Annotated in this window: 15 protein-coding genes; 11 read left to right on the forward strand and 4 right to left on the reverse strand. The window is 45.6% G+C overall.

Annotated elements, in window-relative coordinates; all coding sequences use genetic code 11:
• Positions 1-19: 19 nt before the first annotated feature.
• From cysD to cysC, 4 genes are read left to right on the forward strand one after another with little or no spacing between them, the layout of a single operon-like run.
• The gene (cysD, locus tag IX95_RS23300; RefSeq protein WP_227495665.1) at positions 20-952 is read left to right on the forward strand and encodes a sulfate adenylyltransferase subunit CysD; all 933 of its coding nucleotides are present in this window, start codon (positions 20-22) and stop codon (positions 950-952) included.
• An 18-nt stretch (positions 953-970) separates the two neighbouring features.
• The gene (gene cysN / locus IX95_RS23305; protein ID WP_038164365.1) at positions 971-2,383 is read left to right on the forward strand and encodes a sulfate adenylyltransferase subunit CysN; all 1,413 of its coding nucleotides are present in this window, start codon (positions 971-973) and stop codon (positions 2,381-2,383) included.
• 23 nt (positions 2,384-2,406) lie between these two features.
• Entirely contained in the window at positions 2,407-4,131 is a 1,725-nt protein-coding gene (locus tag IX95_RS23310) for an SLC13 family permease (protein WP_038164366.1), read from the forward strand.
• A gap of 10 nt (positions 4,132-4,141) precedes the next feature.
• Positions 4,142-4,759, forward strand: a complete 618-nt coding sequence (cysC, locus tag IX95_RS23315) for an adenylyl-sulfate kinase (protein ID WP_038164368.1) — start codon at positions 4,142-4,144, stop codon at positions 4,757-4,759.
• A 50-nt stretch (positions 4,760-4,809) separates the two neighbouring features.
• On the opposite strand, the gene IX95_RS23320 is transcribed toward cysC, so the two are convergent.
• From IX95_RS23320 to IX95_RS23335, 4 genes are all read right to left on the reverse strand, one after another.
• Positions 4,810-5,271 (reverse strand): chemotaxis protein CheX, encoded by a 462-nt coding sequence (locus IX95_RS23320; protein WP_006963190.1) that lies wholly within the window; start codon positions 5,269-5,271, stop codon positions 4,810-4,812.
• A 15-nt stretch (positions 5,272-5,286) separates the two neighbouring features.
• Positions 5,287-5,745: a zinc uptake transcriptional repressor Zur gene (zur, locus tag IX95_RS23325; RefSeq protein ID WP_029236218.1), complete on the reverse strand. Its 459-nt coding sequence runs from the start codon at positions 5,743-5,745 to the stop codon at positions 5,287-5,289.
• 166 nt (positions 5,746-5,911) lie between these two features.
• Entirely contained in the window at positions 5,912-9,529 is a 3,618-nt protein-coding gene (locus IX95_RS23330; protein WP_038164370.1) for a response regulator, read from the reverse strand.
• A 21-nt stretch (positions 9,530-9,550) separates the two neighbouring features.
• Complete coding sequence (locus IX95_RS23335) at positions 9,551-10,588, reverse strand: response regulator (RefSeq protein ID WP_019276764.1); 1,038 nt, start codon at positions 10,586-10,588, stop codon at positions 9,551-9,553.
• A 1,132-nt stretch (positions 10,589-11,720) separates the two neighbouring features.
• Between IX95_RS23335 and dusA the strand changes: the two genes are divergently transcribed.
• From dusA to IX95_RS23370, 7 genes are all read left to right on the forward strand, one after another.
• Positions 11,721-12,722: a tRNA dihydrouridine(20/20a) synthase DusA gene (gene dusA / locus IX95_RS23340; protein WP_038164372.1), complete on the forward strand. Its 1,002-nt coding sequence runs from the start codon at positions 11,721-11,723 to the stop codon at positions 12,720-12,722.
• Between the two features lie 170 nt (positions 12,723-12,892).
• Complete coding sequence (pspG, locus tag IX95_RS23345) at positions 12,893-13,102, forward strand: envelope stress response protein PspG (RefSeq protein ID WP_006963183.1); 210 nt, start codon at positions 12,893-12,895, stop codon at positions 13,100-13,102.
• A 91-nt stretch (positions 13,103-13,193) separates the two neighbouring features.
• Positions 13,194-13,868, forward strand: coding sequence for a TIGR04219 family outer membrane beta-barrel protein (locus tag IX95_RS23350; RefSeq protein WP_081885472.1), 675 nt, complete (start codon positions 13,194-13,196; stop codon positions 13,866-13,868).
• A 150-nt stretch (positions 13,869-14,018) separates the two neighbouring features.
• A complete protein-coding gene (locus tag IX95_RS23355; RefSeq protein WP_006963181.1) occupies positions 14,019-14,249 on the forward strand; it encodes a hypothetical protein in 231 nt (76 codons plus the stop codon).
• A 126-nt stretch (positions 14,250-14,375) separates the two neighbouring features.
• Entirely contained in the window at positions 14,376-16,235 is a 1,860-nt protein-coding gene (locus tag IX95_RS23360; protein WP_038164374.1) for an assimilatory sulfite reductase (NADPH) flavoprotein subunit, read from the forward strand.
• Positions 16,235-17,971: an assimilatory sulfite reductase (NADPH) hemoprotein subunit gene (gene cysI / locus IX95_RS23365; RefSeq protein ID WP_038164376.1), complete on the forward strand. Its 1,737-nt coding sequence runs from the start codon at positions 16,235-16,237 to the stop codon at positions 17,969-17,971. The genes IX95_RS23360 and cysI overlap by 1 nt, the downstream gene beginning before the upstream one ends.
• Positions 17,964-18,740 carry a phosphoadenylyl-sulfate reductase gene (locus IX95_RS23370; protein ID WP_038164378.1) on the forward strand — a complete coding sequence of 259 codons (777 nt, stop codon included), beginning with the start codon at positions 17,964-17,966 and terminating at the stop codon, positions 18,738-18,740. Before cysI ends, IX95_RS23370 begins: the two co-directional genes overlap by 8 nt.
• Positions 18,741-19,131: the final 391 nt, after the last annotated feature.

Genomic DNA, 19,131 nt, shown 5'->3' on the forward strand with positions numbered 1-19,131 from the left:
AATTTGTCAGACGCTCCCAGTGAGCCGCAAAGGAAGCACTAACATGGACCAAGAACGTTTAACCCATCTCAAGCAGCTAGAAGCGGAGAGTATTCATATCATCCGCGAAGTTGCTGCAGAGTTTGATAATCCGGTGATGATGTACTCCATCGGTAAAGACTCCTCAGTCATGCTGCATCTTGCTCGTAAGGCTTTTTACCCAGGTAAGATCCCGTTTCCTCTACTTCACGTCGATACCGACTGGAAGTTTAAGGAGATGATCAAATTCCGCGACAAAACTGCAGAAAAATACGGCTTTGAGCTTTTGGTTCATAAGAACCCAGAAGGTCTTGCGATGGGATGTAGCCCATTCGAACATGGCTCGTCCAAGCATACTGACATCATGAAAACTCAAGGTCTTAAACAAGCGTTGAATAAGTATGGTTTTGATGCGGCTTTTGGTGGTGCGCGTCGCGATGAAGAGAAATCTCGTGCGAAAGAGCGAGTCTATTCTTTCCGTGACAAGAACCATACATGGGACCCGAAGAATCAACGTCCTGAGTTATGGCGTACTTACAATGGCCAGATCAATAAAGGTGAAAGCATTCGTGTGTTCCCACTATCCAACTGGACTGAGCTGGATATCTGGCAATACATCTATCTAGAGAACATCGAAATTGTTCCACTTTACCTAGCTGATAAGCGCCCAGTCGTTGAGCGTGATGGCATGCTCATCATGGTGGACGATGAGCGAATGAAGCTACAACCAGGTGAAGTGATTGAAGAGAAAAACGTCCGTTTCCGTACTTTAGGATGCTACCCGCTGACCGGTGCGATTGAATCAGACGCCAATACACTGACGGGCATTATTGAAGAAATGCTGGTTGCGACCTCGAGTGAACGACAAGGCCGTGCGATCGACCACGATCAGTCGGGATCGATGGAATTGAAGAAACGACAAGGTTATTTCTAAAGGATCTAAGGAAAGATTATGAACAGTGCAGTTGAAGCTCAATTAGCTGAACTTGGTATCGAAGGTTACCTGACTCAGCATCAACACAAATCGCTACTTAGATTCCTCACATGTGGTTCAGTAGATGATGGTAAAAGTACATTGATTGGTCGTCTACTCCACGACTCAAAGCAAATTTATGAAGATCAGTTGGCCGCCGTTCACTCGGATAGTCAGCGTGTCGGCACCACCGGCGAACGTCCAGACCTAGCGTTGTTGGTTGATGGTTTGCAGGCTGAACGTGAGCAGGGGATTACGATTGATGTCGCGTATCGCTATTTCTCTACCCAGAAGCGTAAGTTCATCATTGCCGACACGCCGGGGCATGAGCAGTACACGCGTAACATGGCGACAGGCGCTTCGACCTGTGATCTTGCGGTCATTTTGATTGATGCGCGTAAAGGAGTATTGGATCAAACTCGTCGTCACTCTTTCATCTCAAACTTGCTTGGCCTTAAGCACTTTGTAGTGGCAGTGAACAAGATGGATCTGGTGGAGTATTCACAACAACGCTTTGAAGAGATCCGTGACGAATACCTGTCGTTTTCAGAAAACCTCCAAGGTGAAACCGATATTCAGATCATTCCACTGTCTGCGCTAGAGGGCGACAATGTGGTGGAGGCGAGTGATAACCTGAGTTGGTTTGAAGGGCCGTCTCTACTCGAACTTCTAGAAAACGTCGATGTTGACCAGGTTAAAGAAGAGGGGGATTTCCGTTTCCCTGTCCAATATGTCAATCGTCCAAACCTCGACTTCCGTGGTTTTGCGGGCACGATTGCCTCAGGCAATGTCAAAGTGGGTGACCGCATTAAAGCTCTGCCTTCAGGTAAGAGTTCGAAAGTGGCGCGTATTGTGACTTTTGATGGCGACCTAGAACAAGCTCAAGCAGGCCTAGCGGTGACGCTGACATTGGAAGATGAGATCGATATCAGCCGTGGTGACTTGATCGTACTTGAACATGCTCAAGTTGAGTCAAGTAACCGACTGCTTGCTGATGTGGTGTGGATGACAGAGCAGCCATTGCAGGCTGGCCGTGATTACGATGTGAAGATTGCGGGCAAGAAGACTGTAGGTCGCGTTGAAGCCATTCGTCACCAGTACGACATCAACAACCTGTCTATGCACAAAGCAGAAGAGCTACCGCTGAATGGTATTGGTTTGTGTGAGTGGACATTGAATGAGTCGGTAGCCATTGACAACTACGATGCCGTGCAGGATACAGGTGGTTTCATCATCATCGATCGCCTGACTAACGTGACCGTAGGTGCAGGTTTGGTGCGTGATGCTCTGGCTGAGCGTCAGCGTTCTCCTCAGGAGCGTATGGGTGCTTTTGAAACTGAGCTAAAAGCTCTGATTCTTAAACACTTCCCTGAGTGGGATGCGAAAATCTAACCGAGCGGAGCAGGTAGAGTATGATGTGGCAGCAAGGATTCGTGTTGGCAGTGTTGTTGGGTATCGTTACGTGCCTGATCACAACACGAATTAAGCCAAGTTTTATATTTGCAGGAGCGGCGTTCATAGCGTTTCTCGCTGGCATGATTGAACTTGGCGATGTTGCCACTAACTTTACTAATTCCTCTCTGTTAACGCTGGTGTTGCTGATTCTTGCCTCCAGCGCATTGGAAAAAACCAGACTGATCAGCTGGGTCAGTCGTTCTTTATCGACGGGCAAGCTTGGTACAGTGGTTGCCAAGCTTGGTTTGTCGACGGCATTCCTGTCGTCGTTCACCAACAATACCGCTGTGGTTGTCTCTTTGATCGGTGCGATCAAGCGTAACCAGTCCCATGCTCCTTCTAAGCTGCTTATCCCACTCTCTTATGCGGCGATTCTTGGCGGCACATTGACCTTGATCGGTACGTCAACTAACTTGATCATTAACAGCTTTGTAGAAGATGCAGGACTCCCGAGTCTTGGCTTTTTTACTCCAACTATGATCGGGTTGTCTGTGCTGGTAGCAGGTCTTTTGATCTTGATCCCTCTGAGCTATTTACTTCCGAACTATGAAGATCAAAATCAGGAAGAGTTGCCTTATTTTCTTGAAGCGATTGTGGAGCCAGGCTCACCTTTGGTGGGGCGAAGTATCAGCGAAAACAACCTGCGTGCATTGAGAAAACTGTTCCTTGCGGAAGTGATACGTGGTGGCGAAACCATGGCATCGGTGGAACCAGATTTTGTTTTGCAGGCCAAAGATCGCTTATTGTTCTGTGGTGATATTGAAAGCGTAGCCACACTGCAGGAAATTCAAGGACTAACGCTGTTTGGTCAGCACCACCTTAACGGCCAGAGCTTTGTTGAAGTGGTGGTGAGCTCTTCAGCTAGCTTTTGTAACAAGACCCTCAAATCCAGCCATTTTCGTGATCGCTTTGATGCTGTTGTGGTCGCGATTCGTCGTGGCCACGAAAGGTTGCAGGGTGGATTGGGTAATATAGAACTCAATGCCGGTGATACCTTAGTCTTGGTACCAGGCAAACGTTTTGAGCAGGAGCGCAAGGCACACCGCAAAGAGTTTGTTTTGGTGAATGACTTGGATTCGAGCGCTCGCCTTGATGCGAATAAATCTAGTCTAGTGCTGCTCGGGTTTGCAGGCGTAATTGCTGCTGCATTGCTGAACGTCTTCCCACTGATTAAAGGTTTGTCGGTTTTCCTTCTTGCGGCGCTGTTTTTTGGTGTCATCCAGATGGGAGAGCTTAGACGTCGTTTTCCTGTCGATATCGTTGTGATCGTCGGCTCTGCCTTATCTATTGCCCAACTGATGATGTCCTCTGGCTTGTCCGCCACATTGGGCGCGATGTTTATGGAAACATTCAATGGTTGGGGGGCATTTGGAGCTTTGGTCGCGACTTACCTCTTTACGCTAATACTGACCGAACTGGTGACCAATAATGCTGCTGCAGCACTGGCGTTTCCGCTTGGCTACAGTATGGCAATGGGGTATGGCGTCGACCCAATGCCATTCATTATGGCGGTGCTGTTTGGTGCCAGTGCCAGCTTTATTTCACCTTATGGTTATCAGACCAACTTACTCGTTTACAGCGTAGGTAACTATAAGCTTGCAGATTACATCAGAGTCGGTATTCCAGTCTCCATCGTTTACTCGGTGCTGGTATTGGCTTTGATTCCTCAATTTTTCCCGTTTTAAGGATAGAATTATGACCACGGACACGCCGACCAAAGATGAAAACATTGTTTGGCATCAGCATAATATTGATAAGGCTTTCAGAGCCGAACTAAAGCAACAAAAACCGGTTGTGCTTTGGTTTACAGGTTTATCTGGCGCAGGGAAATCAACGGTTGCAGGAGCGTTGGAAAACAAACTGGCAGAGCAGGGTTATCACACTTATCTACTCGATGGTGACAATGTGCGTCATGGTTTGTGTAGTGATCTAGGCTTCTCCGAGCAAGATCGCCGTGAGAACATCCGACGTATTGGTGAGCTAGCCAAACTGATGGCTGATGCGGGCTTAATTGTTTTGTCGGCTTTTATCTCACCGCATCGTGCAGAGCGTCAACTGGTAAGAGATTTACTGCCAGACGGAGAGTTCCTCGAAGTCTTCGTCAATACTTCATTGGAAGTGTGTGAACAGCGTGATCCTAAAGGGCTATACAAAAAAGCTCGTGCGGGAGAGATCGCTAATTTCACTGGGATTGATTCTGAGTATGAAGCGCCACTAGCCCCTGAAATTGACTTACTTGCGGGTGAGAAATCTATCGATGCGTTGGTGGAGGATTGCTTAACCGCGCTCAAGCAAAGAAACATCATTGCATAAAGCAAAAAAGCTTCCCAAGGGAAGCTTTTTCTTTATTTGCAAGGTACGACTTATTCGAAACAAATTTCGATAAACGCGTTACCCCATTGAGATGTGAATGGCATGATGATGATCGCGCCTTCACATTTGTGGCGGATAGTGTGGCCCTTGCCTGATACTACGATTGGTGTTGCCATATCGAAATCGAAGCCGCTTTCAGAAAGGATACGTTTTGCGCCACCAGCGACCATGTTAGTGATTTCACCCACCATGTCGGTAATTTCGTCATTTAGACCATTAGGGCGTTCACCTAACATGTTCTGCATGATTTCCAGAGCCAGATTTTCATCAAATGTGATAGACATAGAACCGCGTGTCTGCTGACCTACCATTCCAATTAAACCTGAAACATCACCACGAGCGATCTCATCTTTCTTCACTCGAGGTTTCTGTGGCTTCAATTCCAGAGAAGCCATCGTTTTTAGAACGTTCATCAGAGAAGCTAAAAACGGGTTTACAAATTCAGCGCGCATAATCTTCTTCTATTCTTATTCCGTCTGTTCATTTGAACATGACTGACAAACTCCATGAGATTCAATCACGTGGTTTGTGATCGTAAAGCCATGTTTTTCAGCATTATTCTTCAGTAAGGCTACCAAACTATCATCTTGAAGTTCAATAACATTGCTGCACTTATCGCAAATCAGTAAATGTGAGTAGTGCTTATGAGCATTGCAAGAGCTGCATTGAATAAAACTGTTGGTGGATTCAACACGATGGATAAACCCTTGCTCTAAGAGAAAGTCGAGTGCGCGATACACTGTTGGTGGTTTCGCTTGCGGTTCACTTTTCTTTAGCTCTTCCAGTAATTCGTATGCACTTGATGCTTTAGGGCTGGAACAAATTAGCTCAAAAACCCTCTTTCTTTGAGGAGTCAGTCTTACTCCCCGCGCTGCACACATTTCTTCAATCTGCTTTATTAGCTTGTGGTCCAAATTTTTCACCATAACCATTGGACTTTAGTAATAATATACCATTTCTTGATGGATTTCGTTTATCAAGAGGCATTTTCTGATAATACAGTCAGTGAGTTAACCTATCGAATCGCGGTTACGGTAACTGGATCTGCTTTGAGTGTTATAAGTTACCTTATCTGTTAATAAAACGATACTGCTACGGCGCATTGGTATTACTCACTTTGTGCGCTCTGTTGGATAAAATCTCCTGCCCTAAGTCAAAATCAAACTCTTCCAACGCATTATTTAGCTGGGCGAAGTCAGATTCAGACAACCCAACCGAAGAGCTTGATGCAATATCTTCCATAATAGACAGTGCCTGAGTGTCGTTTTCATCTATGGCTTGTTTGAGCTGATCAAACAAATCCTGATTGAAAATACCATTTGCAGAAGATACCGCAGGCTTTTCACTGTGGAGTTCGCTGGCGTGGATATTCTCGACCAGTGCGGTGAGTGATTTAAGCATTCTTTGGCGTAAGTCTTGATTTGTGCTGTCGTGTTCCAGCTCTTGGCAAAGCTCGTGCAGCGAAGTCGCCCCTATATTGCCCGCAACCCCTTTGAGAGAGTGAATATTGCGTTTGCGTGTAGCACTGTCTTCATCGGTGACAGCGGTTTCCACAGCGTTGGTATCGGCATAAGTGCTGGCAAAGCGCAGAATGAGTTTGGTGTACAAATCGGCATTACCACTCGCACGGGTTAGGCCTGAAGTAATATCAAGACCGGCAATGTTGGGGACTTGCTCAGTAGAGTGTTCCGCTCCTGCCACCAGTTGTTGTGGATGTTTAGGTGTAATCCATTTCGCCAAAGTACTGAACATCGCACCGACATCAATCGGTTTAGCGATGATGTCATTCATACCCGCATTCTTCGCTTTTTCTTTATCGCGTTCCATGACGTTAGCCGTCATAGCGATGATTGGAATTTGTTTATCATCCAGTTTTTGACGTATAAATTCCGTGGCTTCATAGCCATCCATGACTGGCATCTGACAGTCCATTAAAATGCCATCGAAGTCATGGCTCTTATACAGGTCGATCGCTACCTGACCATTTTCAGCAATCGTGACATGTACTTGTTGGCCCTCAAGTAGCTCAGTGGCTAGCTCTTGGTTAATCTCATTGTCTTCGACCAGCAGCAACTGAGCGCCAGCCAGTTGTTGGGCATTGGCAAGTTGTGTCTGCTCTTCGACATCGCTCCGGCTTACGCGACTGCCCTCAACGCCATAAAGTGTCACTATGGCATCGAACAGATGTGAAGAGGTGACTGGCTTATCTAGGATTGATGGTGGCGTTAACTGGCGATTGATAAAGGCATCGGTCAGCTCTTCACGGCCATAAGCCGTCAGCATTAAGAGTTTTGGTTGCTCACGCTCTGCCAGTCTGTCCCACATGATTTCAGCTAAATCGATGCCATCTTTGACCGGCATCTGCCAGTCAGAAATCACCAAATCATAAGGTTGTTTGTTGGTGATGGCTTCTTCTAACTCATCAAGCGCACTATCAACATTGGTAACGCTGGTGGTTTCAAACTGTAGGGATTCGAGAATATCTTCCACAATAAGCCTTGCGCTGGCATTATCATCGACCACCAGAATTTTCAGCTGACCGAGTTCTTTCGGGACCAACAATTGTTCTTGTTTCAAGGCATGGCTGACACCTAATTGAACGGTGAAGCTGAACGTTGATCCTTTACCTTGTTCGCTTGTGACACCAATGTCACCGCCCATCAACTGACAAAGCTCTTTGCTGATCGCCAACCCAAGTCCGGTACCGCCATATTTGCGTGTGGTTGAACTATCGGCCTGAGTAAACTTGTTGAATAGCTTATTACACTGCTCTGGTGTCATGCCAATACCGCTATCAGTCACCGAGAATTTGAGGGTGATATCGTTACCGTCTTTCTTTTCCAGAGCAATGCTAACTTTGATCTCACCTTGTTCAGTAAATTTCACCGCGTTGTTGGCTAGGTTAATTAGGATCTGCCCCAGGCGGAGAGGATCGCCAACTAGCGCAGTTGGTACGTCGCGATCAATATGGATCAATAATTCCAACCCGCGTTCAGACGCGCGTAAACCAACTAGATTGGAAATATTGTCGAGAACATTCTCTAGGTGGAAGTCGACGTTTTCGATATCCAGTTTGCCCGCTTCGATCTTTGAGAAGTCTAAGATATCGTTGATCAAACCGAGCAGGGAATCGGCGGAAAGCTTCACTTTCTGAATGTAATTGCGTTGAGCCTTGGAAAGGTCCGTTTTGAGTGCAAGATAGCTCATGCCGATAATGGCGTTCATTGGTGTGCGGATCTCGTGGCTCATGTTAGCCAAGAAGTCTGACTTTGCTTTGTTTGCTGCATCGGCGTCATCTCTTGCTAATGCCAGCTTATCGGCAAAACGCTCCAGCGCTGCGTGAGATTTATTGGCTAGCAACCCCAGCAGCAGTAAAGTCACCGCAAAGATACCGCCTCCAATCGCTAGATAGCTGGTAATCGCACCGGAATTTTCTACCGTATTGAGCTGCTCTTGGTAAACGGGTTGAATGAACGATTGTAGTTGGTCGTATGTTGTTTCCAACTGGGCGATCTGCTGTGAGGTAATACTGCGTGCTGAAGTTAATTGATTGAACAGCGTGTAGTAGCTGTTAGTCAGTGTTTGTATTTTGTCGACATTGATCTTTTCTTCATCGGTCGGTACTTGAGCTGACAGGCTATCGAGAAGGCGCAGTGAGTATTCCAGATAATCATTTACTTGGTCAGCAATCGCCTGCTGGCGCGTTGGTGAAAGTGACAGTGAATAGTCGCGATCGAGTTGTTGTGCTTCACTGATTGAAGATTGAAGAACAAGTAGATTAGAGCTGACAGCCAGACGCTCACTAATAGCGATTTGAGTACTGGAAACGGCTTGCTGCGATGCTCGGAGAATATCCTGAAGATGATTACGTAAGTCGGTGGCTGAGCGTGCCAACTCGTCCCCAGAACGATTTACTTGATTGAGAATGCTTTGCTGGAGCTTTTCACCAATATTAGACCAGCTTCTTAGCTGGACGAGTGAGGTGAGATAACGATTTTTAGCATTGTTGACCAGAATCAGTTTATTCACACTGGTTTGCTCGGTCAGCTTGCCATCGAGTAAGGTGATGAGTTGGTCGATTTTCTTCAGTTCAAACTGTGCTTGGTTAAGCTCCTGTTGGTCTTTACTAAGCACGTATGATTTCTGGTGGTTTTGTGAGTTTGCAATTAATCCCACAAGCCAGTGAGCACGAATCGCGTTATCAGAATCTTCATCTACTTGCTCTCTAAGCTCCTCAATACTCATGATACCGTTTTCAACGAAGTCTTCATGCAACTGCTGAATGACATCTATGGTATCGGCAGCCTCCTCGGCAATGATGGTCATTTCTTCACGAGTTGTGGTTTCACTCTGACTGAGCGCTATGTACTGGGTAAAGTCCTGACGATAATCCGCAAGCAAGTCGGTAATCTGTGCATCAATACCATTGGCGATGACAACGTCTGATATCGTCTGAGCTTTATCTATCTGGCGATAAATGTCATCAGAGATCTCATCCTGAGGCAGACGAATATAGCTTTGCTCGAGCATCTTAACGCTGTCTAAGGTCGATAATAGCTGGGCATTACTCGCGTACTGATCGACTGTATTAAAGCGCTGGTTAAGGCTCATCCAGCCAATGCTACCGGCAATCAGTAACATCACAGAAGCAATAACAAAGCCGGTAAGAATGCGCTTAGAGTCGAGCGCGTAGTTCTGTACTTGATTCATTCTCTACCTTAGCCGAAGCACTTAAAATTCGTCTTTAAAGGATTCTTTGATTTTGAGGATTTCATCTAGCTGACTGATGAAAATGGGCACTAAGTTGGGGTCAAAATGTGCGCCTGCACCTTCTTTAAGCAGTGCCACGGCATCTTCAACTGGCCACGCTTTTTTATATGGGCGTTCACTGGTTAGGGCATCGAACACGTCCGCAATGGCCACAATGCGAGCACTTAAAGGGATTGCTTCTCCTTGAGTACCATGAGGGTAGCCACTGCCATCCCATTTTTCATGGTGATAAAGAGCAATCTCTTTCGCCATTTGCAACAGGAGTGAATCACTTTCTCCGATAATGTCTGCGCCGAAGTTGACGTGCTTTTGCATCACCGTCCATTCATCACCATCTAGCTTACCGGGCTTGCCTAAAATGTTATCGGGGATACCGATTTTTCCGATGTCATGCATGGGAGAAGCCTGGAAGACAAGTTCGACCCAACGTTTACTGACATCCAGCTGCTCAGCAAGAATGCGCGAGTAATGACTCATGCGAACAACATGCATGCCTGTCTCATTATCTTTGTACTCAGCAGCTCTGCCTAGGCGTTGAATGATTTCGAGGCGGCTGCGCTCCAATTGTTCGGTTCTTTGTTTTACTTGAACCGATAACGCCAAGTTTTGATCGTACAGCGCGATGTGTGTTTTCACTCGAGCCTTAACGATTGGTGGGCTGACAGGTTTGGTAATGTAGTCGACTGCTCCCATCTCGAAGCCTTTTTGCTCATCGACCACTTCTGCCTTGGCTGTTACAAAGATCACGGGGATATCGGAAGTCAAAGGGTTGGACTTTAGAATCGAGCACACTTCGTAGCCGTCCATTTCCGGCATCATGATATCGAGCAAGATCAAATGAGGACGAGGAGAGCTGTTGGCAATCTTGAGAGCTTTCGCGCCGCTGGTGGCTGCTTTGATTTTAAATTCATCGGAAAGAATGCCAGACAAAGTATGGATATTGTCTGGGATATCATCGACCACCAGTATGGTTGGTTTGTCTAATGGATCAGAGGCCATACGCGTAAATCCTTCTACTATGCGCTCTTAATATGTTTCAACAGATAGAATAGTGAATATTTATAAATAGTTGCAGCGTTAATCTGCTAATCAGATGAGTCTAATCATTGAACAGTGATGTACGTACAAGTTTGCTGATCAAAGTCTTGTTCAGAGTTTGGAAGATTACCCTATTAGTACATTTCCCATTTTCGAGCTTACGAAATGCGTAGAGAACAGCTCAAAAGTGGTTATTTCTCAAGGCCTTAATAGATAAGTCTGTTTGTATTAATCTAATGTTTTCAATCAGTTAAATACCACCTGATTTGTGTGATGAGTAGTGAAAACGGCAAAAACATCGTTTCTGAACTAAATATCCTCTCATGTGCACTTGAGTTAGTATTTTCCTTACCGTATGGTTGCATCTGTCCTTAACCGGGACGATATGAAACTGTAACATTCATGTATCTTTCATTTTCAATTCAAACATTTACGCTGGCTGCCAACTCCAAGGGCCAGCTTTTTTTTTGCGTGAATTTTAAACATAGTTTGGATTGAACCAGATCACATATCGAAAGTGGTGAGTGTGGGCTAATTACTCTAAACCTAGGGGCGGCACGCAAAAGCTTGCGATGTGTACAGGAAAAATAAAATATGAAATTGATTTCATATTTTATTCATCTACGATAAAAGTCCCTATGGGTAATTTGTCAATCATTTCATTTGCTTCATGGAACGGTGCTGGCCTCCAACTCACTTTTGGGCCAGCTTTTTTTTGTCTAACAGCGTTTGACTAGGTTACTCGTTCTTAGATGGTGACTTTCGACTTTGGCAGCGCCGCAGCCAAAAACAGTCTAACGATGTGCTGATTGTTTCTTCCCACAGATCAGTCTCTTCAATAAATCTATCGAGAAGTAAGTATCTTGCTGCGGATTGTTTTGGTGTGAGCTCGGGTGTACGAACTCTCTAACCCTTCTATTTCCGTAGGTTCTAGCGAGTTCTTTTTTCCTGAATGTTTTTGATTCTCTGTGTATAATCGCCGGATTATTTTTGACCACTCCATGATGAGTATCGCATTAGCGCAAGATTGCTAGGATCTGTGGGCGTGAATATTCATATATAGCTGTGGTAGTAAGATTTCGAGTAACACCTTATGAAACCTGACAATACTAGTAAATACGCGGCCAACCGCTTTTCCATTGCACCCATGCTCGATTGGACTGACAGACACTGTCGGTACTTCCATCGACTGCTGACGAGCGAAACTTTGCTCTATACCGAAATGGTGACGACGGGCGCGATTATTCACGGTAAAGGTGATTTTCTGGCCTATAACCAGGAAGAGCACCCAGTGGCACTTCAGTTAGGTGGCTCAAACCCTCAGGATTTGGCAACGTGTGCGAAATTGGCACAAGAGCGTAGCTACGATGAAATCAACCTCAACGTTGGCTGCCCGTCTGACCGTGTGCAAAACGGTCGCTTTGGTGCGTGTCTGATGGCAGAGCCACTGCTGGTGGCTGAATGTGTTGCGGCAATGCGCGATGTGGTGGATGTGCCAGTTACGGTGAAAACCCGTATCGGTATTGATGACCAAGACTCTTATGAGTTTCTGACCGACTTTGTATCGATTGTTTCCGAGAAGGGTGGCTGTGATCAATTTACTATTCACGCGCGCAAAGCTTGGCTGTCTGGTTTAAGCCCGAAAGAGAACCGTGAGATTCCACCTCTTGATTACCCGCGTGCCTATCAACTGAAGAAAGATTTTGCGCACCTTAATATTGCTATTAATGGTGGCGTTAAGACACTTGAGGACACCAAAGAGCATTTGACGCACCTAGATGGCGTTATGGTTGGTCGTGAAGCCTATCAGAACCCATATATTCTGGCGGAAGTTGACCAGCAGATCTTTGGATTAGATAAGCCTGTTAAGAAGCGTACTCAAGTTGTGGAAGAGATGTATCCGTATATTGAAAGCCAGCTGGAGAAAGGGGCGTATCTCGGTCACATTACTCGTCATATGTTGGGCTTGTTCCAGAATATGCCGGGGGCGCGTCAATGGCGTCGTTACATCAGTGAGAATGCTCACAAGCCTGGTTCAGGTATCGAAGTTGTAGAGACGGCGCTGAGTAAAATTCCTAAAGAGCTGAATGTGTAAATTTCACCACCTAATAGTATTTGGTTAGTGAATTTAACCAACTAAGATAATCAATAAAAGAGACGCTTTATAAAGTGTCTCTTTTTTATTTTATTAAAATCAGATGCTTATATGTTTTTCTTTAACTTGGCTTACTTTCTGCAAAGCGAAAGGTAACTAAGGAGAAAGATATGTTTGAACTCATCTTTGTATTGGTCTTTATTGCAACGCTGCTGGTGACGGGTCTTACTATGTTCACGGTGTTTGCTGCGGCGGGTTTTGCTTTGATGGTGATGGTTTTACTCGGTATGGTCGGGGCGGTGATTAAACTTATCCCGTGGTTGATTGTTATTGCTGTGGGTATTTGGTTTTTCAAAAACTACGTGTATAGCCACCGTTAATCCGAGCAGGAATTTGACATTAACCGCTGTGCAGAATGTGATACTATCGCTCCAACATCTCGAACCTCAATGAGCTCAGGAGCTAAATTAGATGAACAAATCAGCACTGGCGGTTATGACTGCAGCTGCGATGTCGATGGCAAGTTCAGCAGCAATGGCAGAAGATTCTGTAGTTGCAAAAGTAGGTGCTGAAGCATGGTGGGTGGACACAGAAGTTAATGAAATCCGCCGTGATAAAGAAGTTACTCCAAGTATTTATGCGGCGATTGAGCACGATATTAAGTATGTGCCGAGTGCACGTATCAGAACAGCCAGCGTTGATAACGAGTTCATGGCATTTGATAAGCTGGATCTGACGCTCTACTACCAAGTGATGGAACACGATCTATTGCACTTTGATGCGGGTATTACCTTTAGCGATATGAGTAATACAAAGTACAAGAATGCAGAAACTGGCCAAACTAAAGATTTTAACGAGCTGCTGTGGGCGTTCTATGGTTACGCTGAAATCACAGTGCCAGACACTAACTTTGATATCATCGGTGAAATGAACTTTGGTGATAGCAGTGGTATTAAGAGCACCGACCTGATGGCAGGTATGCAATATAGAGTGCCACTGAATAATTCCACAATCACTTTCCGCGGGGGCTACCGAGTGATTGATCTTGAGTCTGATGAATTTAAGCCAACCCTTGAAGACAGCACGCTAGGCAAGCCTTTTATTATGGCGAACGGTTTCTTCCTCGGTGCTGAATACAGTTTCTAAACTGCAAGAGTCTTTCCAAAAAACGCTGCGTAATATCGCGGCGTTTTTTTATGCCTATTCGTTATATCTTCATTTTTCTTTTAGCAGTTTTTTGTCTTTCGACCATGCTTATTAAGGGTTCTTATCAATAACTTCAGAGAAAGGATTCTCATGACTATCAATGAACTTAGAAATCTTTATAGAGAAAATCAGTTAGTTGAAGCCATCATTGAACCTTCTGCTCAGGAAGGGAGTTGGATTGTTGAGTTTCGCCATGCTCGTGGTGGTTTTGTGCTATTAACTGATTCTCATGGGGAAGAGTGCCACTATCTGGATCTGGATTTGGCCTCAAAGTCCGCGATGGCTGTTGGCTTCAGGCAGGTACGTGTCGAGGCTAAGTAGCCAAACTTGCTTAAACTTTCGGCTTTCTTTAATTCCAAAAGTTATAAAACATTCATTTCTATTCTTTCTTGTTATTAAAGGGAGTGGTTAATCTATCATCACGCAATGAATAGGGATGTCGAGACCATGTCTTTGAACAAGAACGTGTCCTCTCAAGGAAACACACCACAAGAACTACCGTCAATCGCAGCTCCTTTAAATGATCAACAACTGAATACGCTTCAACAAACAGTCTCAGAGCTGTCATCTCAACAGTTAGCGTGGGTCAGCGGTTATTTTTGGGGGCTATCTCAAGCTCAGCCTCAAACGACTGGTGCTGCTGCACCTATTAGTCAGGCAGCTGCGGCTGTTGCCGCAAAACCGGCAGGCAAGCTTTCTATTATCTTTGCTTCTCAGACGGGTAACGCGAAAGGCGTTGCTGAAGCTCTGGAGCAAGAAGCCAAGGCCCAAGGAATCGCTGTTGAGCTGTTTGATGCCAGCGATTACAAAGGAAAGAACCTCGCCAAGGAAACGCACGTCATTATTGTGGCCTCTACCAACGGTGAAGGTGAAGCACCAGATAATGCGATTGAGCTGCATGAATTCCTTCAGTCTAAGAAGGCGCCTAAGTTACCAAACCTGAAATACGGTGTGATTGGTCTGGGTGACTCGAGTTATGAATTCTTCTGTCAGACAGGTAAAGATTTCGATTCTTACCTATCTAAACTTGGCGCGACCTCATTTATTGAACGTATTGACTGTGATGTTGATTACGAAGCGCCAGCGAGTGAGTGGCGTCAAAACGCACTGGATAAAGTCAAAGAAGCGTTAGCGTCAGGTAATGAAGCTGAAGTCGTTCAACTACCAGTCGGTCAAGCGGCACCGGGCCATTCGCCTTACAATAAGCAAAACCCTTACACAGCAACCTTGCTCACGAGCCAGAAGATTACTGGTCGGGATTCAGGTAAAGATGTCCGCCATGTCGAGATCGATTTGGATGGCTCAGGTCTGACATATCAGCCGGGTGATGCACTTGGTGTGTGGTTCGAGAACAGCTCAGACCTTGCGAATGCGATCTTAGCCAAAGCAGGGTTGTCAGGTGTGGAAAGTATTGATGTTGATGGTGAGAGCATTTCCATCCACAGTGCGCTAGTAAGTAAGTACGAGATAACGTCAGCAAACCCTCAGCTTGTCACTAAATTTGCAGAGCTATCGGGTAGCAAGAAACTACTCAAACTGGTGGAAGATAAAGACAAGCTACGCGAATACGCGACCAACACTCAAGTGGTCGATGTTCTAGCAGAGAAGAAAACCAAACTATCCGCTGAAGAATTGGTTGGTTTGCTGCGCCGATTAACGCCTCGCCTCTATTCTATTGCTTCCAGTCAGAGTGAAGTGGACGAAGAAGTCCATCTAACGGTTGGCCTTGTTGAATATGACAAGGGAGATGAAAAGCGTTTTGGTGGCGCGTCTAGTTTCCTTTCTCATCGTTTAGAAGAGGGCGGTGAAGTGAAGGTGTTCGTTGAACACAACAATAACTTCAAACTACCGCAAGATGACAATACCCCTGTCATCATGATTGGCCCAGGTACTGGTATCGCTCCGTTCAGAAGCTTTATCCAAGAGCGTGATGACCGAGGAGCTGATGGTAAGAACTGGCTATTCTTTGGTGACCGCACCTTTACTCAAGATTTCCTCTATCAGGTTGAATGGCAGAAGTACTTAAAGTCAGGTTTGCTCAATCGTCTTGATGTGGCCTTCAGCCGCGACCAAGCAGAAAAAGTTTACGTGCAACATCGTATTCTGGAAAACGCTGAACAAGTATGGCAATGGATTCAGGAAGGGGCATACATCTATGTCTGTGGTGATGCGACACGCATGGCGAAAGATGTCCATGAAGCGCTGATTCACGTCGCAGAGCAGCACGGCAAAATATCACGTGATGATGCCGAAGAATTTATCAATGAACTCCGCAAAGCGAAACGTTACCAAAGGGATGTTTACTAATGAGTGCTTCTACCGAAAATAATAAACAGGTTGTCTTAGGCGAAGAGTTAGGGCCCCTTGCGGATAACGAGCGCCTGAAAAGAGAAAGTAATTTCCTACGTGGCACGATTGAGCAAGATCTGCAAGATCGTATTACCGGTGGCTTTACTGCAGATAACTTCCAGCTGATTCGTTTCCATGGCATGTATCAGCAGGACGATCGTGATATCCGCAATGAGCGTACCAAACAGAAATTGGAACCACTGCATAACGTGATGTTACGGGCACGTATGCCAGGCGGGATTATCAAACCGGAACAGTGGTTAGCGATTGATAAGTTCGCAACAGATTACTCTCTGTATGGAAGTATTCGTCTAACGACGCGTCAGACGTTTCAGTTTCACGGCGTGTTAAAACCAAACATCAAGCTGATGCATCAGACGCTTAACAGCATTGGTATCGACTCCATTGCAACAGCGGGCGACGTTAACCGTAATGTATTGTGTACCACAAACCCGGTTGAATCGGAGCTACACCAAGAAGCGTATGAGTGGGCGAAGAAGATCAGTGAGCATCTTTTACCAAAGACCAAAGCGTATGCAGAAATCTGGTTGGATGGTGATAAGGTAGAGACGACCCAGGATGATGAACCAATTCTGGGTAGCAACTACTTACCACGTAAGTTCAAAACTACCGTTGTGATACCGCCACAAAATGATGTTGATGTGCACGCGAATGACCTTAACTTTGTCGCGATTGCTGAAGATGGCAAGCTGGTGGGCTTTAACGTATTGGTCGGTGGTGGCCTAGCCATGACTCATGGTGATACATCTACTTACCCAAGACGTGCCGATGATTTCGGATTTATCCCTTTAGATAAAACGCTAGATGTTGCAGCGGCAGTCGTTACTACCCAGCGTGATTGGGGTAACCGATCAAATCGTAAAAATGCCAAAACTAAATACACGCTTGACCGAGTGGGCAGTGATGTCTTCAAAGCAGAAGTGGAAAAGCGTGCTGGGGTAGAGTTTGAAGCAAGCCGTCCGTATGAGTTTACTGAACGTGGCGATCGAGTTGGCTGGGTCGAAGGAATCGACGGAAAGCATCACCTGACTCTGTTTATTGAAAACGGTCGCTTGCTGGATTATCCGGGTAAGCCTCTTAAAACAGGTGTGGCTGAGATAGCGAAAATCCACAAAGGGGATTTCCGCATGACGGCGAACCAGAACCTGATTGTTGCTGGAGTCTCCAAGAGCAACAAAGCGAAAATTGAGAAAATCGCTGTTGAGCATGGTTTGATGGATGAAACCGTTAGTGAGCAGCGTAAGAATTCAATGGCGTGTGTTGCGTTCCCAACTTGTCCGTTGGCAATGGCTGAGGCTGAACGATTCTTGCCAGAGTTTGTTACGGACGTTGAAGGTATTCTCAAAAAGCACGGCTTACCAGAAGAAGACAACATTATCTTACGTGTGACAGGCTGTCCGAATGGCTGTGGCCGTGCGATGTTGGCGGAAATTGGTCTGGTAGGTAAAGCACCGGGCCGTTACAACTTGCACCTAGGTGGTAACCGTGGCGGTACACGCGTACCTAAGATGTATAAAGAAAACATCACAGATAAACAGATTCTTGAAGAAATCGATCAGCTAGTCGGTAGATGGGCCAAAGAGCGTAACGACGGCGAGTGCTTTGGTGACTTCACGATCAGAGCTGGCATTATCGATGAAGTGTTTGTTTCCAAGAGGGACTTTTATGCTTAACTCTGTGGCTTCAAAACCGAAGTTAGCAGAGCTCTTAACGGCAACGAAGACGGAGCAAATTCTCCGTCTTGCGGAAATTAACATAGAGCTCGAAAAGCTAACGGCTCAGGAAAGAGTCTCCTGGGCGATAGAAAATTTGGAAGGAACACACGCTGTTTCCTCAAGCTTTGGCATTCAGGCCGCAGTGATGCTGCATTTGGTTACGCAGGCTAAGCCTGATATCCCGGTCATATTGACAGATACTGGCTATCTCTTCCCTGAAACTTACCGGTTTATTGATGACCTCACGGAAAAGCTTAACCTTAACCTGCAAGTCTATCGCGCAAAACAGAGCGCAGCATGGCAGGAGGCAAGTTACGGTAAATTGTGGGATCAAGGTATAGAGGGAATTGAAAAGTACAATCGCTTAAACAAAGTGGAACCTATGCGTCGCGCTTTGGATGAACTTAGAGTGGGTACTTGGTTTTCAGGGCTGCGCCGTGAGCAATCTAAGTCTCGAGCAAACCTGCCAATCTTGACGATTCAAAATGGCGTGTTTAAGTTTCTGCCTATCATTGATTGGACAAACAAAGACGTACACTACTATCTAGAGCAACATGGTTTGCCTTACCACCCATTACGTGATGAAGGGTATTTGTCGGTTGGCGACACTCATACAACCAAAAAATGGGAACCTGGAATGAGTGAAGAGGAAACTCGATTCTTCGGCCTGAAACGAGAATGTGGGCTCCATGAGGATGACAGCGAGCAAGATGGCTCAGGTATTTAGCTTTATTTTGAAGTATTAGTGTAGAAAGACCGCTTTGGCGGTCTTTTTATGCACTTTAGGCTATGTTATGTGGATAACTCTGTGGTTAAGCTATGTGCATATTATGAGTAAATAGGGATAAATAAAGCTTTGGATGAATATTGGACGGTTAAGCGTTATTTTTGTAATTTTTTCAAAATATCACTTGCCAATGTGATGCCGATCTCTATAATGCCTCCTTGTCGACAGGGCAAGGGCTCGCAAGGGTTCTAAGCCAAATCGATAGGCCAAAAAGAAAATGAAATAAATTTGAAAAAAGTATTTGACACTTCAGTTTATCTCGCTAGAATGGCCGCCTCTTCCGAAGTGATGTGAGTCACAAAGAAGAACGCTCTTTAACAATATAAACCTA

This window comes from Vibrio sp. B183 (assembly GCF_000740665.1).
GTDB lineage: Bacteria > Pseudomonadota > Gammaproteobacteria > Enterobacterales > Vibrionaceae > Vibrio > Vibrio coralliilyticus.

Excerpts from the sequence above, each read along its gene's own strand:
- cysN (WP_038164365.1), top strand. The coding sequence starts at position 971 with ATGAACAGTGCAGTTGAAGCTCAATTAGCTGAACTTGGTATCGAAGGT.
- IX95_RS23310 (WP_038164366.1), top strand. The coding sequence starts at position 2,407 with ATGTGGCAGCAAGGATTCGTGTTGGCAGTGTTGTTGGGTATCGTTACG.
- cysC (WP_038164368.1), top strand. The coding sequence starts at position 4,142 with ATGACCACGGACACGCCGACCAAAGATGAAAACATTGTTTGGCATCAG.
- IX95_RS23320 (WP_006963190.1), bottom strand. The coding sequence starts at position 5,271 with ATGCGCGCTGAATTTGTAAACCCGTTTTTAGCTTCTCTGATGAACGTT.
- zur (WP_029236218.1), bottom strand. The coding sequence starts at position 5,745 with ATGGTGAAAAATTTGGACCACAAGCTAATAAAGCAGATTGAAGAAATG.
- IX95_RS23330 (WP_038164370.1), bottom strand. The coding sequence starts at position 9,529 with ATGAATCAAGTACAGAACTACGCGCTCGACTCTAAGCGCATTCTTACC.
- IX95_RS23335 (WP_019276764.1), bottom strand. The coding sequence starts at position 10,588 with ATGGCCTCTGATCCATTAGACAAACCAACCATACTGGTGGTCGATGAT.
- dusA (WP_038164372.1), top strand. The coding sequence starts at position 11,721 with ATGAAACCTGACAATACTAGTAAATACGCGGCCAACCGCTTTTCCATT.
- pspG (WP_006963183.1), top strand. The coding sequence starts at position 12,893 with ATGTTTGAACTCATCTTTGTATTGGTCTTTATTGCAACGCTGCTGGTG.
- IX95_RS23350 (WP_081885472.1), top strand. The coding sequence starts at position 13,194 with ATGAACAAATCAGCACTGGCGGTTATGACTGCAGCTGCGATGTCGATG.
- IX95_RS23355 (WP_006963181.1), top strand. The coding sequence starts at position 14,019 with ATGACTATCAATGAACTTAGAAATCTTTATAGAGAAAATCAGTTAGTT.
- IX95_RS23360 (WP_038164374.1), top strand. The coding sequence starts at position 14,376 with ATGTCTTTGAACAAGAACGTGTCCTCTCAAGGAAACACACCACAAGAA.
- cysI (WP_038164376.1), top strand. The coding sequence starts at position 16,235 with ATGAGTGCTTCTACCGAAAATAATAAACAGGTTGTCTTAGGCGAAGAG.
- IX95_RS23370 (WP_038164378.1), top strand. The coding sequence starts at position 17,964 with ATGCTTAACTCTGTGGCTTCAAAACCGAAGTTAGCAGAGCTCTTAACG.